The following is a 20,216-nucleotide window of genomic DNA, read 5'->3' as shown; positions in this document are numbered from 1 at the left end:
CTTTTTTTTAGAATTTAGAGAAAATTTATGCAAATTCAACAAATGTTAGAAAATCGCATCGAGGAACTTGAAACGAAAATTGCATTTCAGGAACAGTTATTAGATGAATTAAATCACGCTTTAGTTCAACAGCAATTTGATATTGATAAAATGCAAGTCCAATTACGTTATATGGCAAATAAATTAAAAGACTTTCAACCCTCTAACATTGCAAGCCAATCTGAAGAAACGCCACCGCCTCATTATTAATTTTTGCAATAAATTCATACAAATGAAAAGGGCGCTTAATGCGCCCTTTAAATTACATTCCCAAATAATAATCAGCTAAATACTTGCCTGCTTATGCAAAGTATTTTTCCAAATCGTCGCTACCGCCAATGTGTTTACCACCGATAAACACTTGTGGAACAGTAGTACGACCTGAAACTGCACGTACGCTCACGATTGTTGCATCGTGACCTAATACGATTTCTTCGAAGCTTAAGCCTTTATCGTGTAAAAGTTGTTTTGCTTTTGCACAGAAAGGACAGCCAGGTTTTGTGAAGATTGAAATAGACTCTTGTACTTGATGTTGTGGCGCAAGATATTTCAACATAGTGTCAGCATCTGATACTTTGAACGGATCGCCTGGTTCGTTTGGTTCGATAAACATTTTTTCAACTACGCCGTTTTTCACAAGCATAGAATAACGCCATGAACGTTTACCGAAACCTAAATCTTCTTTACCAACTAACATACCCATACCTTCGGTAAATTCACCATTACCATCTGGAATGAAAGTGATGTTTTCAGATTTTTCATCTTCTTTCCATGCGTTCATTACGAAAGTATCATTTACAGATACAACAAGAATATCGTCTACACCGTATTTTTTGAATACTGGCGCTAATTCGTTGTAACGTGGTAAGTGTGATGATGAGCAAGTTGGAGTGAATGCGCCCGGTAATGAGAACACGATCACTGTTTTGTTATCAAATAATTCAGAGGTAGTTACATCAACCCATTTATCACCCTGACGAGTGCGGAATGTCACTTGAGGTACTTTTTTTCCTTCCATACTAGACATTGTTTTTTCTCCTATTGGTTGTTAATTTAAATTTTATGCGCTGTATTATAGGGAAAATTATGATATAGTCATAATCAATTAATTCTATTCTTTTAATTGAATTTTTCTATAGGGAAAATCTCATGAATATCCGTGATCTAGAATATCTTGTTGCCTTATCTGAATATAAACATTTCCGCCGTGCTGCCGATTCTTGTAATGTGAGTCAACCAACATTAAGTGGTCAAATTCGTAAATTAGAAGATGAGCTCGGTATTATCTTGTTAGAGCGCACTAGCCGTAAAGTGTTGTTTACTCAATCTGGGATGTTATTGGTTGATCAGGCTCGCACAGTTCTTCGTGAAGTAAAATTATTGAAAGAAATGGCGAGCAATCAAGGTAAAGAAATGACCGGGCCATTACACATCGGTTTAATCCCAACAGTTGGTCCTTATTTGCTCCCTTATATTGTACCAACGTTAAAAGCGGCATTCCCTGATTTAGAAGTTTTTCTTTATGAAGCGCAAACGCATCAATTATTAGAACAATTGGAAACGGGGCGTTTAGATTGTGCTATCGTTGCCACTGTTCCGGAAACTGAGGCTTTTATTGAAGTACCTATTTTCAACGAGAAAATGTTACTCGCCGTATCAGAGCATCATCCTTGGGCTCAAGAAAGTAAACTTCCAATGAACCAGTTAAATGGTCAAGAAATGTTAATGCTTGATGATGGTCATTGTTTGCGTAATCAAGCGCTAGATTATTGCTTCACTGCTGGCGCAAAAGAAAATTCCCATTTCCAAGCGACTAGCCTTGAAACTTTGCGCAATATGGTGGCAGCAAATGCAGGTATCACTTTTATGCCTGAATTGGCAGTACTGAATGAGGGTACGCGCAAAGGTGTGAAATATATTCCTTGTTATTCGCCTGAGCCATCACGCACCATTGCGTTGGTTTATCGTCCTGGTTCACCATTACGTAACCGTTATGAGCGTGTGGCAAGTGCGGTCAGTGATGAAGTTAAATCTATTCTAGGTGGGTTGAAATAATGGCTGGTGTTCGTGCTGTTCAAAAAGAAAAGACTCGTCGAGCTTTAGTGGATGCGGCATTTAATCAACTTAGCGCAGAAAAAAGTTTTTCTAATTTAAGTTTACGAGAAGTGGCACGCGAGGCTGGTATTGCGCCTACCTCTTTCTATCGCCATTTTAGTGATATGGATGAACTTGGCTTAGAAATGGTGGATGAAGCAGGTTTGATGTTGCGCCAATTAATGCGTCAAGCGCGTAAACGCATTGATGCGGGCGGTAGTGTTATTTCTGTTTCTGTGGATACATTTTTTGAATTTATTACTAACAGTACGAACGTTTTTCGCTTGCTATTACGCGAAAGTTCAGGCACTTCTCAAGCTTTTCGTACTGCGGCAGCACGTGAAATTAAGCATTTTGTTGATGAGTTAGCAGAATATATTTCCTACAAACATCAATATTCACAATATGTTGCTTATGTTCAAGCGGAAGGCATCGTAACAATCGTATTCACTGCAGGGGCGAATGCTTTAGATATGAGTAAAGCTGAACGAGAGCAACTTAAAGCTCGAGTGATTTTGCAGTTAAGAATGCTTGCAAAAGGCGCTGATTTTGCAGCGAATAAGGAAAGAGGCAAGTAAGATAGTTTGTATCTAGCCTATTAGTTTAGATATTCACTATCTTTTATTTTTCCGAGTTATTTCTCATACCAAATTTTATTCACATAAAGTGTAATAAAACCTGAGGGCGTTTCTACCCGCACTTCGTCGTCTAATGTTTTTCCGATTAAAGCTCGAGCAACTGGGGAATCAATGGATATCCAATTTTTCGCAGGGGCAAATTCATCGCAACCGACGATACGATATTGCTTAATTTCACCATCTTCATTTTCCAATTCTACCCATGCCCCGAAGAAAATTTTTCCCTCTTGCTTTGGGTTGTAATCGACAATTTGTAGCACTTCCAATCTTTTAGTTAAAAAACGTACACGACGATCAATTTCACGTAATCGGCGTTTACCATAAATATATTCGGCATTTTCGCTACGGTCGCCTAAAGCAGCAGCATCTGAGACAGCTTGAGTGACTTTTGGGCGTTCTTCTTTCCACAAAAACTTGAGTTCTTGATCAAGCTCATTCCAGCCTTGACGGGTAATATAATTTGATTTTGCCATAATAAAAATAAAAGAAAGTTTTTCGAATTATATTTGAGCCAACGGCCTAAAACCAGTATTCTATCCCCATTTTTTCTCGAATCCTTTCATAACAAAGAAGTATGACAATGTTAAATCAACAAATTAGCCAAATTATTGCGGCTGAATTAACCGTTCAACCCCAACAAATCCTCGCCGCCATTCAATTATTAGATGATGGCAACACGATTCCATTTATTGCACGTTATCGTAAAGAAGCCACTGGAGGCTTAGATGACACCCAGCTTCGTCATTTTGAAACTCGTTTAATTTATTTACGTGAATTAGAAGATCGTCGGCAAACCATTTTGAAATCTATTGAAGAGCAAGGGAAATTGACCAATGAATTGCGTGACAAAATCCATGCGACACAAAGCAAAACTGAATTAGAGGATTTATATTTACCGTTCAAACCAAAACGCCGTACCAAAGGCCAAATTGCCATTGAAGCTGGTCTTGAGCCATTGGCTGATTTACTTTGGAACGAGCCAAATGATCCAGAATCAACCGCACTTTCCTTTGTTGATGCTGAAAAAGGCGTAGCTGATAGCAAAGCTGCGTTAGACGGTGCACGCTATATTTTAATGGAGCGGTTTGCTGAAGATGCGGGTTTATTAGCGAAAGTCCGTGATTATTTAGCGAAAAATGCAGTTATCGTATCTAAAGTGATCGAAGGCAAAGAAACGGAAGGCGCAAAATTCCAAGATTATTTCGACCACCAAGAATTATTGAAAAATGTGCCTTCTCACCGTGCATTAGCCATGTTTCGTGGACGTAATGAGGGTATTTTACAATTAAGCTTAAATGCTGATCCTGATGCGGAAGAGGGAAGTCGCCAAAGCTATTGTGAAGAGATTATTCGTGATTATTTAGATGTACGTTTCACGGGACAGCCTGCGGATAAATGGCGTGAGCAAGTGATTGCGTGGACATGGAAAATTAAAGTTTCGTTGCATTTAGAAACGGAATTAATGGCAAGTTTACGTGAAAAAGCGGAAGAAGAAGCCATTGATGTTTTCGCCAGAAACTTGACCGCACTTTTAATGGCAGCACCGGCAGGGGCGAAAAGTACTATGGGCTTGGATCCGGGCTTGCGTACGGGAGTTAAAGTCGCGGTGGTGGATAACACAGGTAAATTATTAGATACCACCACCATTTATCCACACACGGGGCGTGAAGCTGAAGCGCAAGTGGCGATTTTCAGCTTAATTCGTAAGCATAACGTGGAATTAATTGCCATTGGTAACGGTACCGCTTCTCGTGAAACTGAACGTTTTGCGAAAGAAGTGATTAAAGAAATTAAAGAAAATAAACCACAAACCGTAGTGGTGAGTGAAGCGGGCGCATCGGTTTATTCCGCCTCTGAATTTGCGGCAAATGAATTCCCGAATTTAGATGTATCTTTACGTGGTGCGGTATCTATTGCACGTCGTTTACAAGATCCATTGGCAGAATTGGTGAAAATCGAGCCGAAGGCCATTGGTGTAGGGCAATATCAGCACGATGTAAACCAAACTCAACTTGCGCGTAAACTCGATGCGGTGGTGGAAGACTGTGTAAATGCGGTGGGTGTGGATTTGAATACGGCATCCGCGCCATTGCTTGCTCGCGTGGCTGGAATGACTAAAACCTTAGCGCAAAACATTGTGGAATACCGTGATGAAAATGGTCGTTTTGAAAGCCGCAGCGAATTGAAAAAAGTGCCTCGTTTAGGGCCAAAAGCCTTTGAGCAATGTGCAGGCTTTATGCGTATTGCAGACGGGAAAAATCCACTTGATGCCTCTGGTGTTCACCCAGAAGCTTATCCTGTGGTCGAAAAAATCTTGCAAGCTACCGCGCAATCTATTCAAGATTTAATGGGCAATGCTGGTGTGGTACGTCAGCTTGATGCAAAACAATTCATTGATGAGCAATTTGGTTTACCGACCGTCCAAGATATTTTCAAAGAGTTGGAAAAACCAGGTCGCGATCCGCGTGGTGAATTTAAAACGGCTGTATTCGCAGAAGGCGTGGAAGAAATCACCGATTTAAAACCAGGCATGATTTTAGAAGGTACCGTCACCAATGTGACTAATTTCGGCGCATTTGTGGATATTGGTGTTCACCAAGATGGTTTAGTACATATTTCATCATTAAGCGATAAATTCGTAGAAGATCCACATCAAGTGGTGAAAACTGGCGATATCGTAAAAGTGAAAGTGTTGGAAGTGGATGTGCCGCGTAAACGTATTGCGTTGACGATGCGATTAGATGAAAGTGCGGTCAAAAATGACGGCAAATCTGACCGCACTTTATCTACAAGATCTCGTGGAAATACGCAGCGAGAGGAACGTAATTCAAGAGGTAATAATGCGATGGGCAATGCCTTTGCTGATGCGCTAAAAAATTGGAAAAAATAACAAGTTATAGGGCGAGATTATTCGCCCTTTTTTTATCGCTTTCCTTTCCCGAAAAGCATCGCCAAAACGGCGATTTTTTGCTATAATCCCGCCCAATTTTTATTTACAAAAGAATGAGATAAATTATGTCAGAAACGACCAATGATAACTATGGTGCATCGAGCATTAAAGTATTAAAAGGCCTTGATGCGGTGCGTAAACGTCCAGGTATGTATATTGGTGATACCGATGACGGTACTGGTTTGCACCATATGGTATTTGAAGTGGTGGATAATGCCATTGATGAAGCCCTCGCTGGCCATTGTTCCGATATTATCGTGACTATTCATGATGATAATTCAGTATCGGTGCAAGATGATGGGCGTGGTATTCCGGTGGATATTCATCCAGAAGAAGGTGTTTCTGCAGCAGAAGTGATTATGACCGTGCTTCATGCTGGCGGTAAATTTGACGATAACTCTTATAAAGTATCGGGCGGTTTACACGGTGTGGGTGTATCTGTAGTGAATGCGCTTTCTGATAAATTACAGTTAACCATTCGTCGTCAAGGTCACGTTCATGAGCAATTCTATCATTTAGGTGAGCCACAAGCGCCATTAAAAGTAATTGGCGACACAGAGGTAACGGGGACAACGGTTCGTTTTTGGCCAAGCTCAGATATTTTTGCTATCACAACCTTTGATTATAAAATCTTAGCAAAACGCTTACGCGAGCTTTCTTTCTTGAATTCTGGCGTATCTATTCGTTTAATCGATAAACGTGATGGCTCTGAAGATCATTTCCATTACGAAGGCGGTATTCAAGCATTCGTCGAATATTTGAATAAAAATAAAAACCCAATCCATCCAAAGCCATTTTATTTTACGGCTGAGAAAGATGGCATCGGTGTAGAAGTCGCCTTGCAGTGGAATGATGGTGTAAATGAAAACGTGTATTGCTTCACCAATAACATTCCTCAACGTGATGGCGGTACTCACCTTGCAGGTTTCCGTGGGGCTTTAACTCGTAGCTTAAATAGCTACATGGAAAACGAAGGTATGCTGAAAAAAGAAAAAGTGGCCACTTCAGGCGATGATGCGCGTGAAGGTTTGGTGGCGATTATTTCAGTTAAAGTGCCTGATCCAAAATTCTCATCGCAAACTAAAGACAAACTCGTGTCGTCAGAAGTTAAAAGTGCGGTGGAGTCCGCCATGAATGAAAAAATGCAGGAATATTTATTGGAAAATCCTGCAGATGCAAAAATCATTGTAAACCAAATTATTATGGCAGCTCGTGCGCGCGAAGCCGCACGCAAAGCGCGTGAAATGACGCGCCGTAAAGGGGCATTAGATATTGCAGGTTTGCCGGGTAAACTTGCAGACTGCCAAGAAAAAGATCCTGCGCTTTCTGAACTTTACTTGGTGGAGGGGGACTCCGCGGGTGGTTCTGCAAAAGTTGGTCGTGATCGTAAAACTCAAGCAATTTTGCCATTGAAAGGTAAAATCTTAAACGTAGAAAAAGCACGTTTTGACAAAATGTTGTCTTCCCAAGAGGTAGGCACATTGATTACAGCTTTAGGCTGCGGTATTGGTCGTGATGAATATAACCCAGATAAATTACGTTATCATCATATCATTATCATGACTGATGCTGATGTGGATGGTTCTCACATTCGTACTTTGCTTTTAACCTTCTTCTATCGTCAAATGCCTGAGCTTATTGAGCGTGGTTATGTTTACATTGCTCAGCCGCCACTTTACAAAGTGAAAAAAGGAAAACAAGAACGCTACATTAAAGATGCGGATGAAATGGAGCAATATGAATTAACGCTTGCGTTAGATGGCGCGGAATTACATATTAGCGCAAATGCACCAGCAATGAATGCCCTTGTATTTGAGAAATTGGTGGCAGAATATAACAGCGTACAAAAACTTATCGGTCGCTTAAGTCGCCATTATCCAGCCCCTGTATTGCAAGGATTAATTTATCAATCGCCAATTTCTGTTGAGATGATGAAAGAGGAAAGTGCGGTTGAAAATTGGGGTAAATCTTTTGTTGAACAACTGACTGCAAAAGAAACAGAAGCGCATCAATATTCAGTGCGTACACAATTTAATGCGGAACGCCAAGTGTATGAAGCGGTGATTACTGTTCGCAAACACGGTATTGATACCGATTATTTCTTGAATTTTGATTTTGTTCACGGCAATGAATACGCGAAAATTATTTCTCTTAATAAACAACTCAATGGTTTATTAGAAGAAGGCGCTTATGTCACACGTGGTGAAAAAGTACAACCAGTGCGTAGCTTTGAACAAGCTGTTGAATGGCTAGTAAAAGAATCTCGTAAAGGCCTTGAAGTACAACGTTATAAAGGACTTGGTGAAATGAACGCAGACCAACTTTGGGAAACTACAATGGATCCAAATTCACGTCGTATGTTGAAAGTTTCTATTAAAGATGCTGTTGCAGCAGATCAACTCTTCACGACCTTAATGGGAGATGAAGTTGAGCCACGTCGTGAGTTCATTGAGCTGAATGCGTTAAGAGCAAATTTGGACGTGTAAATTTCCGTCTATTTATATTCATGACTGAAAGGGCACTCAAGTGCCCTTTCTTTGTTTATCTTATTATTTCATATAAGGATTACTATTGGTTTTTTGAACTTAAGTGAGTAAACTAAATGCACTCATTTTCTCAACGGAGAACCTTTATGAAACCTTATCTTATCGCCCCATCAATTCTTTCTGCCGATCTCGCTCGTCTTGGTGATGATGTACAAAATGTACTTAATGCGGGCGCAGATGTTATTCATTTTGATGTAATGGATAATCATTATGTACCTAATCTCACTTTTGGGCCTGCGGTATGTCAAGCTTTACGTGATTATGGTATTACCGCACCGATTGACGTGCATTTAATGGTAAAACCGGTCGATCGTATTATTCCCGATTTTGCTAAAGCAGGTGCGAACTACATCACTTTCCACCCAGAATCTAGCGAACATATTGACCGCTCTTTGCAGCTTATTCGTGATTGTGGTTGTAAATCTGGATTAGTTTTTAATCCTGCGACGCCCTTGAGCTATTTAGATTACGTTTTGGATAAAGTGGATGTGGTTTTATTAATGTCAGTTAATCCTGGATTTGGCGGACAATCTTTTATTCCTGCAACATTGAAGAAATTACAACAGGCTCGTAAGATCATTGATGAAAGTGGTTATGATATTCGTCTTGAAGTAGATGGTGGTGTGAAAGTTGATAATATTGCAGAAATTGCAGCGGCAGGTGCTGATATGTTTGTGGCAGGTTCCGCAATTTTTGGTAAGCCAGATTATAAACAAATTATTGACCAAATGCGTACTCAGCTCGCGAGTGTGGGCGCATAACCGTCGTTTTAATGAAATGCGATTGCAATAGAACAGAGAAAAACAATGAATACACAATTTAAACTTATTGGCTTTGATTTAGATGGCACCTTGGTAAATAGCCTGCCTGATTTGGCATTATCAGTAAATTCTGCCTTGGCTGAATTTGATTTACCGAAAGCACCAGAAGAATTAGTGTTAACTTGGATCGGTAATGGTGCGCCTGTATTAATTGCCCGTGCGTTAGATTGGGCGCAAAAACAAACAGGAAAAGTTTTAACTGAAGAAGAGATTAAGCAGGTAACGGAGCGTTTTAATTTTTATTATGGCGAGAATTTATGTAATGTAAGTCGTCTGTATCCGAATGTAAAAGAAACATTAGAAACCTTAAAAGAAAAAGGCTATGTTCTAGCAGTTGTTACTAATAAACCCACAAGGCATGTTCAACCAGTATTGGCCGCGTTTGGAATTGATCATTTATTTAGTGAAATGTTGGGGGGGCAATCGTTACCTGCCATTAAACCACATCCAGGTCCGCTTTATTATTTATGCGGAAAATTTGGTTTTGAACCACGCCAAGTACTTTTCGTGGGTGATTCTAAAAATGATATTATCGCAGGCCACGCTGCAGGCTGTGCAGTTGTTGGTTTAACTTACGGCTACAATTACAATATCCCTATCAGCGAATCCAACCCAGATTGGGTGTTTGATGATTTTGCCCAGCTATTAACTATCCTTTAATATTTTCTATTGAATAAAAAAGTGCGGCGAACCTTTAGCTTCCCCAAAAACAGTTCGCACCGATGTGATAGAATTTCAAGTTGAACAGAATAAACTCTATTTTGTTCTATTAATAGACTTATAAAAAAGCTGAGTCCCGTACAATGCAGAACTCAGTATTTGATTAACTGTTCAATTTGGGGATATAGATCCAAAATTCACCGCATTTTTATATGTAAGACCTTTATCGTTAAAGAATAAAACGACTCAAATCTTCATTTTCGACCACTTCGCCGAGTGCATCCGATACATAAGCCGCATCAATATTGATAGTTTGACCATTCATGTCGCTTGCACTGAAAGAAATTTTATCCATTAAACGCTCCATTACCGTATGCAAGCGGCGTGCACCGATATTTTCCGTTTTTTCATTCACTCGGAATGCAGCCTCAGCAATTTTCTTCACTGCGTCGGTTGTAAATTCAATATTCACCCCTTCTGTTGCCATCAAGGCTTTGTATTGCTCGGTTAAAGAGGCATGTGGCTCCGTTAAAATACGCTCAAAATCAGCCGCACTTAATGCGGTAAGTTCAACACGAATCGGCAAGCGCCCCTGCAACTCTGGAATTAAATCTGAAGGACGAGCAACTTGGAATGCACCAGATGCAATAAATAAGATATGATCAGTTTTAACCATTCCGTGCTTGGTGCTAACGGTCGAGCCTTCCACTAACGGAAGTAAATCACGTTGCACACCTTCACGCGATACATCTGCACCGCTGTATTCACCTTTCTTACAAATTTTGTCGATTTCATCGATGAAAACGATACCATTTTGTTCTACCGCATCAATCGCTTTTTGTTTAAGTTCTTCAGGGTTAATTAATTTCGCTGCTTCATCATCAATCAACGCTTTCAACGCATCTTTAATTTTCATTTTGCGTTTTTTCGTTTTATCTGAACCTAAATTTTGGAACAATGATTGCAACTGGTTTGTCATTTCTTCCATGCCTGGAGGAGCCATAATTTCAACACCCATAGACACGCCAACAGACACATCAATTTCGATTTCTTTATCATCTAATTGACCTTCACGTAATTTTTTACGGAACGCTTGACGAGTACTGCTATGGCTATCATGGCTTTCAACTTCGCCCCATTGATTTTTAGCTGGAGGGAGTAAAGCATCCAAGATACGCTCTTCGGCAGCATCTTCAGCTCTTGCTCTGTTCTTCGCAATTTCCTGCTGGCGAACAAGCTTCATCGCACTATCCGTTAAATCACGAATAATGGAATCCACCTCTTTCCCCACGTAGCCCACTTCGGTAAATTTCGTTGCTTCTACTTTGATAAATGGCGCGTTAGCTAATTTAGCTAAACGGCGCGCAATTTCAGTTTTACCCACACCAGTTGGACCAATCATTAAAATATTTTTTGGGGTCACTTCATGACGCAAAGGTTCTTGAAGCTGCATACGGCGCCAGCGGTTACGCAAGGCAATCGCTACAGCACGTTTTGCATCAGCTTGACCAATAATATGTTGATCTAATTCAGAAACTATTTCGCGAGGAGTCATTTCAGACATGGCTTTTTCCTTAATTCGGTAATTCTTCAATAGTGAAATTTGTATTTGTGAACACGCAAATATCACCAGCAATTTTCAAAGATTTTTCAACAATTTCACGAGCAGAAAGTTCAGTATTTTCCACCAATGCACGTGCTGCAGACAACGCATAGTTACCACCCGATCCGATTGCTAAAATTTGATCTTCTTCTGGTTGAACCACGTCGCCAATACCCGTGATGATTAAACTTTCTTTTTCATCCGCCACAATTAGCATCGCTTCTAACTTACGGAGTGCACGATCTGTACGCCAATCTTTTGCTAATTCCACCGCACTTTTTAACAAGTGCCCTTGGTGCATTTCAAGTTTACGTTCAAATAATTCGAAAAGTGTAAATGCATCTGCAGTACCACCCGCAAAACCAGCAATCACTTTGCCATTATATAAACGGCGCACTTTACGTGCATTGCCTTTCATTACGGTATTACCCAAAGAAACTTGTCCATCACCGCCTACGACGACTTGCCCATTACGACGTACGCTTACAATCGTTGTCATTGTTCTGTCCTTTATAAAGTGAAAAGTTGTTCGTTATATGGCGGTAAATTAACAAAATTCAAGGGAAAATACTCTTTTGCCGATTTATTCGCCAAAAATAATAAAAAAATGTGAGCCTGATCATACTTCAAGACAGCAAACGTTTGCTTTAAATTGATATAAAACATAGAATGTGTATGATACATAGCATTCAATGACCATCCAACTAGGAGTTTTTATGAAAAATATGATTAAGCTATCTGTCGTAGCTTTATTAACCGCAGCAGCAATTCCAGCTATGGCAGGAAAAACTGAGCCTTATACTCAATCAGGTACAAATGCACGTGAAATGTTGCAAGAACAACCAATTCACTGGATCTCAGTAGATCAAATCAAAAAAGAATTAGAAGGCAAAGGCCCAATTAATGTCAGCTTTGATATTGATGATACCGTACTTTTCAGCAGCCCTTGTTTCCATTATGGTCAACAAAAATATTCTCCAGGTAAACAAGACTACTTGAAAAACCAAGATTTCTGGAATGAAGTTAACGCAGGTTGCGACAAATACTCAATTCCAAAACAAATCGGCGTTGATTTGATCAAAATGCACCAAGAACGTGGAGACCAAATTTATTTTATTACAGGTCGTACTGCAGGGAACGTGGATGGCGTAACACCTGTATTACAAAAAGCGTTTGATATTAAAAATATGCACCCTGTTGAATTTATGGGCGGACGTGAACGCACAACTAAATACAACAAAACCCCAGGCATTATTGCGCATAAAGTTACCATTCACTATGGCGACAGCGATGATGATGTATTAGCAGCTAAAGAAGCGGGTATTCGTGGTATTCGTTTAATGCGTGCAGCAAACTCAACTTATCAACCAATGCCGACTTTAGGTGGCTACGGTGAAGAAGTGTTAATCAATTCAAGCTATTAATTGACCGCACTTTAACAACAAAAAAGGCAAGTTAGGATTCCTAGCTTGCCTTTTGTTTTATAACTTAATTAGTGTTTAGTTTGACCTTCTTCAGATTTTTCTTCTGCATTTTCTGCTTGTTGACGATTCATATATTCAACAAACAATGCATCAAAGTTTACTGGAGATAAATTCAATGCAGGGAATGTGCCGCGATTTACTAAGTTAGACACTAATTCACGCGCATAAGGGAAAAGCATATTCGGGCATTGAGAAGTTAAACAATGCGCCATTTGAACATCTTCTAGACCGCTAATAGTGAACACGCCAGCTTGTTTTACTTCACAAATAAATGCTACATCCCCACTATCTTCAAGTGTAGTTTCAACAGAAATGTTTAATACTACTTCATATAAGTCATCACCGACTTGGGTTGTTTCGGTGCTTAAATCAAAACCAAGTTTTGGTTTCCATTCTTGCTGGAAAATATGTGGAAGATTTGGTGCTTCAAAAGACACATCTTTCACATAAATACGTTGAATTTGAAGAACGGGTTGTTGTTCTTCTGTTGCTGCAACGTCTTGTTTTTGTTCTGACATTTTCTATTCCTTATTATTTATGTTTTTTAACTAAAGGTAAATTTGCCGCTGCCCATGCAGATATGCCTTCTTTTAACACAAACACACGGTTAAAACCTTGTTTCGCTAAAAGCGTAGCTGAAGCTGGTGCGGAAACACCGTTAATATCGACCAACACAACTGCTTTCTCTTTGTGTTGTTCAATTTTACCGATGTTTTGATTTTTAATTTCACTTGGAAGTAAATTAATACTATCAATGATATGACCACGTTGAAATTCTTCAATACTACGTAAATCCACCACAATAGCTTCATCCGCATTGATTAAACGAATCACCTCATTGTGAGTGATGACTTTAAATTTACTCGTTGCGCCTTTATAGAAGGTATAAATTACCATCACGAAAATCGCAAACCAAGAAACCGCTAAAAGAGTATGTTTTTGAGCAAACTCCGTTGCCATTGGGATAAATTCTTGCATTGTTTTCTCTACTGATTAAGTACGTCAAAATAGGGCTCAAGTATAACCGCACTTGGGTTATCTTTCAAAAAAATTCTTATGAACGTTAAATACCTTGAATTATACATCTATAACTAAACTAGAAATAACCGCACTTTTGACCACAATTTATTGATCCATGTTATGGAATCGATACCTATTTGTTGCTATATTAAGCGCTGTTTTAACAAATAAAACAAAGATGTTTTTTAATTAACTTAGGGGGCAGTATGTCTGCAATGTTCTTACTACAATTTGCCATCGTATTATTGTGTATCTTTGTGGGTGCACGAGTAGGTGGTATCGGTTTAGGTGTATTTGGTGGTTTAGGCCTTGCTATTCTTTCTTTTGGCTTTGGCCTAAAACCAGCAGGTTTACCTATTGATGTTATGTTTATGATTATGGCTGTAGTTTCTGCAGCAGCAGCAATGCAAGCGGCTGGCGGTTTAGACTATATGATCAAAATCGCAACGAAAATCTTACGTCGTAATCCTAAACATATTACTTTTATCGCGCCAGCAGTAACTTGGTTATTCACTTTCTTAGCGGGTACTGGTCACGTAGCATATTCTGTATTACCAGTTATCGCTGAAGTAAGCCGCCAAAACGGTATCCGTCCAGAACGTCCAATGTCAATGGCAGTAATCGCATCACAATTTGCTATCGTAGCAAGCCCTATTGCGGCAGCTGTTGTAGCGGTTGTTGCTTACCTTGAACCTCAAGGCATCCATCTTGGCGACGTATTAATGGTAACGATTCCTTCAACCATCTTAGGTATTTTTATTGCTTGTTTATTTGTAAACAAAATGGGTAAAGAATTAAAAGATGATCCAGAATATCAACGTCGTTTAAATGATCCAAAATATGCAGATATTTTTGCTTCTACCACTTCAGTCAAAGAAGTAGAAGTGAGCAAAACAGCTAAAATTTCTGTTTCTTTATTCTTATTTGGTTCATTACTTGTTGTAATCATGGGTGCGATTCCATCTTTACGTCCAGTATTTGATGGTAAACCAATGGGAATGGCACACACTATCGAAATCATTATGTTAGCGATTGGTGCGTTAATTATCTTAACTTGTAAACCAGATGGCACTGAAATCACTAAAGGTTCTGTATTCCACGCAGGTATGCGTGCAGTAATTGCAATCTTCGGTATTGCATGGTTAGGCGACACATTGATGCAAGCGCACATGACTGAAGTGAAAGAAATGGTGAAAGGCTTAGTTGAAACTGCACCATGGGCATTTGCTTTCGCGCTATTTGTACTTTCAGTATTAGTAAACAGCCAAGGTGCAACAGTAGCAACATTGTTCCCACTTGGTATCGCATTAGGTATCCCAGCACCAGTATTAATCGGTGTATTTGTTGCTGTAAATGGTTACTTCTTCATCCCTAACTATGGTCCAATCATTGCATCTCTTGACTTCGATACCACGGGTACAACCAAAATCGGTAAATACATTTTAAACCACAGCTTTATGCTTCCGGGTTTATTGAGCATGCTTTTCTGCTTATTAATCGGTTTAGGTCTTTCTCACATTATTCTTTAAAATGTGATTCGATAACAAAGAACGGTGCTGAAATAGCACCGTTTTTTATTTCCCAAATATGAACAGAAAAGAGATAAAAAATACCGCACTTTAATATCTCAAAGTGCGGTAATTTTTAGCGATATTTTTAACTACACATCGTAAGTGGTAGAGGCAGTATTCCCACCACGACCTGTCCAGTTAGTATGGAAGAATTCGCCACGTGGTTTATCAGTACGCTCATAAGTATGTGCGCCGAAGTAGTCACGTTGTGCTTGCAATAAGTTTGCCGGTAAACGTGCTGAAGTATAACCATCTAAGAAAGTGATTGCAGACGCCATACAAGGCATTGGAATACCTACTTCGATAGATTTTGCCACCACTTTACGCCAGTCACTTAATGCATTTTCTAAAATGCCTTTGAAGTAACTATCTGACCCCAAGAAGATTAAATCTGGGTTCGCTTCGTACGCATCGCGGATGTTACCTAAGAAACGGCTGCGAATGATACAACCTTCACGCCATAATAACGCCGTTGCACCATAGTTAATATCCCAACCAAATTGTTCAGAGGCTTCACGAATCAGCATAAAGCCTTGTGCGTAAGAAATGATTTTTGACGCCAATAATGCTTTACGTACTGCTTCAATCCAAACTTTTTTGTCACCTTCAACTGGAGCAACAGTTTTATTGAATAATTGATTTGCTGCAACACGTTGATCTTTAAATGAAGAGACACAACGCGCAAAGACGGATTCAGTGATTAAGGTTAGAGGAATACCGAAATCTAATGCGTTGATACCCGTCCATTTACCTGTCCCTTTTTGACCTGCGGTATCTAAGATTTTTTCAACTAATGGCTCACCATCAGCATCTTTATAACCAAGAATATCGGTAGTGATATCGATTAAATAGCTATCAAGTTCAGTTTTTTTCCATTCTGCGAAGATAGATTGCATCTCTTCATAGCTTAAGCCTAAACCTTCTTTTAAGAATTGGTAAGCTTCACAGATTAATTGCATATCGCCGTATTCAATACCATTGTGAACCATTTTCACGAAGTGACCAGCGCCTTCACCGCCGACCCAGTCACAGCAAGGCTCACCTTGTTCTGTTTTAGCAGAGATTGCTTGGAAGATTGGTTTCACATATTGCCATGCTTCTTGATTACCACCTGGCATGATAGATGGTCCATGACGTGCACCTTCTTCACCACCTGAAACACCAGAACCAATAAAGCGAATACCTTTTTCAGCCAATGCTTTTACACGACGGTTGGTATCAGGGTAGTTTGAGTTACCCCCATCAATAATGATATCGCCTTCTTCTAAGTGCGGTAGTAATGCCTCAATGAATTGATCCACCACATCACCCGCGCGTACCATTAACATCACTTTACGTGGCTTTTCTAACTTAGAAGCTAAATCTTCTAAAGAGTATGCACCGATAATATTCGTGCCCTTTGCTGCACCTTGTAAAAATTCATCCACTTTAGATGTAGTACGGTTATATGCCACAACTTTAAAGCCATGATCATTCATATTTAAAATGAGGTTTTGCCCCATCACGGCTAAGCCGATAACACCGATGTCGCCTTTTACTGACATTGTTTTCTCCTGTTTGTGAGGTACCGATGCACCTATCATTTAGTATTTATTGTAAAGTATAAGAAGCTTGTTTCAGATATTCTATAGCAAAACTTATTTTAAATTTCTCTAATTAAAGAGCTGCCTTGCTCTAACGTGTCTAGCCACTGCCATTTTTCATGACCGACGAGTTTACTTTCTTCTAAAGAAAATGTTGTACAGCAACGCCCCAAACGATTTTCTAGAGATTGATTTAAATGTTGATACGTAAATTCAATTTGAGTATCGTCAATCCATTTTCCAATTAAAAAGCCTTTTAAAATTTCACCGCCACCATATTCTGCCCAAATCATTTTACCTTGTTGATGGTAATGAAATTCTGTTTGGCTACTCACCTCACCATTTGCGGTGTTTTCAACAGCAATAAATTTTTTATTATCCAAATTTAACATTAAAGTAACTCCGCATCTGATGTATCTATATCTTATTTTAGTCCGTACAATGCTAATAAATTAACTCCTCGTCCACGCACTCATATGCTGTGTAAATCCAATATGCGGATAATAATCTACGGCTTGTGGAGCTGATAAAAGCACAATTTTTGCTTGAGGATGTAAGGCTTGTTTAGTATGTTCAATTAACTGTAAACCGATACCTTGTTTTTGATATTGTTCATCAACTGCTAAATCAGATAAATAACAGCAATAGGCAAAATCCGTCACGGAACGTGCTATGCCCACTAATTGTTCATCATTCCAAGCAGTAACTAATAAATCTGCATGGTGCAACATCGCCGCGACGCGTTTTTCATCCTCTAACGGACGGCGTGCCCCGAGCGTTGTTTTATTTAGCAGTGCAATAAATTGTTTAACTGAAATCGGTTCATTCACTTTGTAATCTATCATTTTGCAAGCCTGTGATATTTGATTCTTAACTTGTTATAGCAATTTTGCCACCGCTTTATCCAAATACCATTCCGTCACCCCATTTTTTGCTTTAATTTTGGCAGCAGGGTAAGGCAGATTTTCTGCAGGAGTCATTTGGATTTCTTTTAAAATATCTGCTTTGCTTTCGCCGGTGACCAAATAGGTAATGCGTTTGGCTTGTTCGATGAGTTTGGCTGTTTTAGAAATGCGGATTTGACCGCTTTCAGGGTGCTTGGCAATGACAGCAAGGTTTGCATCATCAAAATTGGTTTGATGCGGGAAAAGAGAAGCAGTATGACCGTCTGTTCCCATACCTAAAATAATCCAATCAAAAACGCCGTTTGGAATGACCGCACTTAATTCTTCTTCGAAGCGTTTTAACTCAAAGTGCGGTTCATTTTCGCCACGAATTCGATGGATGTTTTCCGTTGGAATTTGAATATGATCGAATAAGAGTTTTTGCACTTCACCGTAGTTGCTTTCTGAATCTGTTGGCGGAACCATACGATCATCTCCCCACCAAAAATGCAGATTTTTCCAGTTAATTTGTTCCGCATAAGGTGATTTGGCTAAGGTTTTAAATAACAACTTAGGTGTTGAACCACCAGAAAGGGAAATATGCACAGGGTGAGTTAATTGGCTATAAATCACAAATTCTTGTGCAATTTTATCGACTGCGTGTTGAGCTGTTGGGAAGCTGATATAGTTCATTGATTTTCCGTTGGGCTTTAGCCCACAATTTATTATGTTCGATATTAAGAGAGGTGGGCTAAAGCCCACCCTAGATTAGATGAATTAAACTTTTTTCTTCATTAAACCTGTCGGTTTGCGCCACACTTTACCATGTTTTGCGATTAATTTATCTGCAGCCACAGGTCCCCAAGTGCCGGCTTCGTATTCGTGAACACGTCCGCCATTGGCTTTGTAATCTAAAATCGGTTGAACGAATTTCCATGCAGCATGCACAGCATCAGTACGAGCAAACAAGGTTGCATCGCCTTTCATCGCATCTAACAATAAGCGTTCATAAGCAGTTAATACTTGTGCGCCTGCTAAATCTGCATAACGGAAATCCATTGATACTTCTTTCGCCTCAAAACCTGCACCTGGTTTTTTCAAACCAAAACGCATTGAAATCGCTTCATCAGGTTGAATACGAATAATCAATTTATTCTCTGGTGCATTTTGGCTGAATACAGGATGTGGCGTAGTTTTAAAATGGATCACAATTTCAGTCACGCGAGCCGGTAAGCGTTTACCCGTACGGACATAGAACGGCACCCCCGCCCAACGCCAGTTTTCAATTTCACAACGCAATGCGATGTAGGTTTCAGTGCGAGAATCTGCTGGTACGCCTTTTTCTTCTAAATAGCCCTTTTCCATTTTGCCGTTAATTTCAGCCGCAGTGTATTGACCTAAAACGAGATTATGCTCCATATCTTCGGCAGTTAATGGACGCAAACTATGCATCACTTTTGCTACTTCATCACGCATTGAATTCGCATTAATAATCGCAGGCGGCTCCATTGCCACCATCGCTAATACTTGCAATAAATGGTTTTGGAACATATCGCGCATTGCGCCAGAACCATCGTAATAGCCCCCGCGCTCTTCCACGCCAATAGATTCTGCACCAGTAATTTCTACATAATCAATGAAATTACGGTTCCAAAGCGGTTCAAACCAACCATTTGAAAAACGTAATACGAGCAAGTTTTGAACGGTTTCTTTACCTAAATAATGGTCGATACGATAAATTTGGTGCTCTTCAAAGAAACGGTGGATTTGTACGTCTAATGCTTGTGCTGTTTTTTCATCGTAACCAAACGGTTTTTCAACGATAATTCGTTTCCAGCCATATTCTTCCGTATTTAAACCATGTGCAGCCAAACACTCAGGAATTACGCCATAAAGACTTGGCGGAGTGGACATATAGTAAAGGGTGTTACCACAGGTTTGATATTTATCGTGAAGTTCGTCTAAACGTGGAACAAGTTTGCCATAATCTTGCGCATCAGAAGTATTCACAGATTGGTAATAAAGATGAGAGCAAAAAGCATCTAAGGTTTCTGGTGTTGTTTCTTCATTATGGATTAACGCCTCACGCATTTTTTCGCGGAAAGTTTCATCGTTCAAATCAGAACGAGCAACACCAAGAACGGAAAAGTTTTCACTCAAACGCCCAATTTTGTAGAGATTATAAAGGGCTGGAATGAGTTTACGGTGAGTTAAGTCACCAGACGCGCCAAAAATGACGATACAGTTATTATCAGTTTGCATAATTATTCCTTATAAGATTCCGAGTAATGTCGAAAATAATGCCGTATTCTAGAGAAAAAAA

The 20,216-nt window shown here is 39.6% G+C and carries 20 protein-coding genes; 9 read left to right on the top strand and 11 right to left on the bottom strand.

The window, feature by feature from the left end; translation table 11 throughout:
* Positions 1-27: 27 nt before the first annotated feature.
* Positions 28-249 carry a SlyX family protein gene (locus DV415_RS08075; RefSeq protein ID WP_005630530.1) on the top strand — a complete coding sequence of 74 codons (222 nt, stop codon included), beginning with the start codon at positions 28-30 and terminating at the stop codon, positions 247-249.
* Positions 250-340: 91 nt separating this feature from the next.
* Here DV415_RS08075 and pgdx read toward each other — a convergent pair whose 3' ends face one another.
* A complete protein-coding gene (pgdx, locus tag DV415_RS08070) occupies positions 341-1,066 on the bottom strand; it encodes a hybrid peroxiredoxin PGdx (protein WP_005630531.1) in 726 nt (241 codons plus the stop codon).
* A 122-nt stretch (positions 1,067-1,188) separates the two neighbouring features.
* Between pgdx and oxyR the strand changes: the two genes are divergently transcribed.
* Both oxyR and fabR read left to right on the top strand, forming a co-directional pair.
* Positions 1,189-2,094 carry a DNA-binding transcriptional regulator OxyR gene (gene oxyR, locus DV415_RS08065; protein WP_005635648.1) on the top strand — a complete coding sequence of 302 codons (906 nt, stop codon included), beginning with the start codon at positions 1,189-1,191 and terminating at the stop codon, positions 2,092-2,094.
* Positions 2,094-2,711, top strand: a complete 618-nt coding sequence (gene fabR, locus DV415_RS08060) for an HTH-type transcriptional repressor FabR (protein WP_005629669.1) — start codon at positions 2,094-2,096, stop codon at positions 2,709-2,711. Before oxyR ends, fabR begins: the two co-directional genes overlap by 1 nt.
* Positions 2,712-2,767: 56 nt before the next feature.
* Here fabR and greB read toward each other — a convergent pair whose 3' ends face one another.
* Positions 2,768-3,244 carry a transcription elongation factor GreB gene (greB, locus tag DV415_RS08055; RefSeq protein WP_053466032.1) on the bottom strand — a complete coding sequence of 159 codons (477 nt, stop codon included), beginning with the start codon at positions 3,242-3,244 and terminating at the stop codon, positions 2,768-2,770.
* Between the two features lie 107 nt (positions 3,245-3,351).
* Between greB and DV415_RS08050 the strand changes: the two genes are divergently transcribed.
* The 4 genes from DV415_RS08050 to DV415_RS08035 all read left to right on the top strand — a co-directional run bounded on the left by DV415_RS08050 (position 3,352) and on the right by DV415_RS08035 (position 9,748).
* Positions 3,352-5,661: a Tex family protein gene (locus DV415_RS08050; protein ID WP_118790870.1), complete on the top strand. Its 2,310-nt coding sequence runs from the start codon at positions 3,352-3,354 to the stop codon at positions 5,659-5,661.
* A gap of 125 nt (positions 5,662-5,786) precedes the next feature.
* Positions 5,787-8,207 (top strand): DNA topoisomerase (ATP-hydrolyzing) subunit B, encoded by a 2,421-nt coding sequence (gene gyrB, locus DV415_RS08045; protein ID WP_118790869.1) that lies wholly within the window; start codon positions 5,787-5,789, stop codon positions 8,205-8,207.
* 146 nt (positions 8,208-8,353) lie between these two features.
* Positions 8,354-9,028 (top strand): ribulose-phosphate 3-epimerase, encoded by a 675-nt coding sequence (gene rpe / locus DV415_RS08040; protein WP_118789340.1) that lies wholly within the window; start codon positions 8,354-8,356, stop codon positions 9,026-9,028.
* A gap of 45 nt (positions 9,029-9,073) precedes the next feature.
* Positions 9,074-9,748: a phosphoglycolate phosphatase gene (locus DV415_RS08035; RefSeq protein ID WP_118782567.1), complete on the top strand. Its 675-nt coding sequence runs from the start codon at positions 9,074-9,076 to the stop codon at positions 9,746-9,748.
* A 229-nt stretch (positions 9,749-9,977) separates the two neighbouring features.
* Here the strand turns inward: DV415_RS08035 and hslU are convergent, their stop codons facing one another.
* Positions 9,978-11,312 (bottom strand): HslU--HslV peptidase ATPase subunit, encoded by a 1,335-nt coding sequence (hslU, locus tag DV415_RS08030; RefSeq protein ID WP_114908444.1) that lies wholly within the window; start codon positions 11,310-11,312, stop codon positions 9,978-9,980.
* Between the two features lie 10 nt (positions 11,313-11,322).
* Positions 11,323-11,850, bottom strand: coding sequence for an ATP-dependent protease subunit HslV (gene hslV / locus DV415_RS08025; RefSeq protein WP_005629407.1), 528 nt, complete (start codon positions 11,848-11,850; stop codon positions 11,323-11,325).
* A gap of 217 nt (positions 11,851-12,067) precedes the next feature.
* On the opposite strand from hslV, the gene aphA reads away from it, so the two are divergent.
* Positions 12,068-12,775: an acid phosphatase AphA gene (gene aphA, locus DV415_RS08020; RefSeq protein WP_118776364.1), complete on the top strand. Its 708-nt coding sequence runs from the start codon at positions 12,068-12,070 to the stop codon at positions 12,773-12,775.
* A 68-nt stretch (positions 12,776-12,843) separates the two neighbouring features.
* On the opposite strand, the gene secB is transcribed toward aphA, so the two are convergent.
* Both secB and DV415_RS08010 read right to left on the bottom strand, forming a co-directional pair.
* On the bottom strand, positions 12,844-13,353 hold the full coding sequence (gene secB / locus DV415_RS08015; protein ID WP_005629412.1) for a protein-export chaperone SecB: 510 nt from the start codon (positions 13,351-13,353) through the stop codon (positions 12,844-12,846).
* A 13-nt stretch (positions 13,354-13,366) separates the two neighbouring features.
* The gene (locus DV415_RS08010; RefSeq protein WP_118790868.1) at positions 13,367-13,813 is read right to left on the bottom strand and encodes a rhodanese-like domain-containing protein; all 447 of its coding nucleotides are present in this window, start codon (positions 13,811-13,813) and stop codon (positions 13,367-13,369) included.
* A 248-nt stretch (positions 13,814-14,061) separates the two neighbouring features.
* On the opposite strand from DV415_RS08010, the gene DV415_RS08005 reads away from it, so the two are divergent.
* The gene (locus DV415_RS08005; RefSeq protein ID WP_118790867.1) at positions 14,062-15,384 is read left to right on the top strand and encodes an anaerobic C4-dicarboxylate transporter; all 1,323 of its coding nucleotides are present in this window, start codon (positions 14,062-14,064) and stop codon (positions 15,382-15,384) included.
* Positions 15,385-15,515: 131 nt separating this feature from the next.
* Here the strand turns inward: DV415_RS08005 and gnd are convergent, their stop codons facing one another.
* The 5 genes from gnd to zwf form a co-directional block, all read right to left on the bottom strand.
* Positions 15,516-16,970 carry a decarboxylating NADP(+)-dependent phosphogluconate dehydrogenase gene (gnd, locus tag DV415_RS08000; RefSeq protein WP_118790866.1) on the bottom strand — a complete coding sequence of 485 codons (1,455 nt, stop codon included), beginning with the start codon at positions 16,968-16,970 and terminating at the stop codon, positions 15,516-15,518.
* A gap of 98 nt (positions 16,971-17,068) precedes the next feature.
* Positions 17,069-17,401 (bottom strand): avidin-fold protein, encoded by a 333-nt coding sequence (locus DV415_RS07995; RefSeq protein WP_118790865.1) that lies wholly within the window; start codon positions 17,399-17,401, stop codon positions 17,069-17,071.
* A 60-nt stretch (positions 17,402-17,461) separates the two neighbouring features.
* Positions 17,462-17,854 (bottom strand): GNAT family N-acetyltransferase, encoded by a 393-nt coding sequence (locus DV415_RS07990; protein ID WP_118790864.1) that lies wholly within the window; start codon positions 17,852-17,854, stop codon positions 17,462-17,464.
* Positions 17,855-17,887: 33 nt separating this feature from the next.
* Positions 17,888-18,586 carry a 6-phosphogluconolactonase gene (gene pgl / locus DV415_RS07985; RefSeq protein WP_118790863.1) on the bottom strand — a complete coding sequence of 233 codons (699 nt, stop codon included), beginning with the start codon at positions 18,584-18,586 and terminating at the stop codon, positions 17,888-17,890.
* An 84-nt stretch (positions 18,587-18,670) separates the two neighbouring features.
* Positions 18,671-20,155, bottom strand: a complete 1,485-nt coding sequence (gene zwf, locus DV415_RS07980) for a glucose-6-phosphate dehydrogenase (protein ID WP_118790862.1) — start codon at positions 20,153-20,155, stop codon at positions 18,671-18,673.
* Between the last annotated feature and the right edge of the window lie 61 nt (positions 20,156-20,216).

The sequence above is a fragment of the Haemophilus haemolyticus genome, from assembly GCF_003490595.1.
In the GTDB taxonomy this organism is placed as follows: domain Bacteria; phylum Pseudomonadota; class Gammaproteobacteria; order Enterobacterales; family Pasteurellaceae; genus Haemophilus; species Haemophilus haemolyticus_L.
This window is presented reverse-complemented; position numbering and strand designations above follow the sequence as displayed.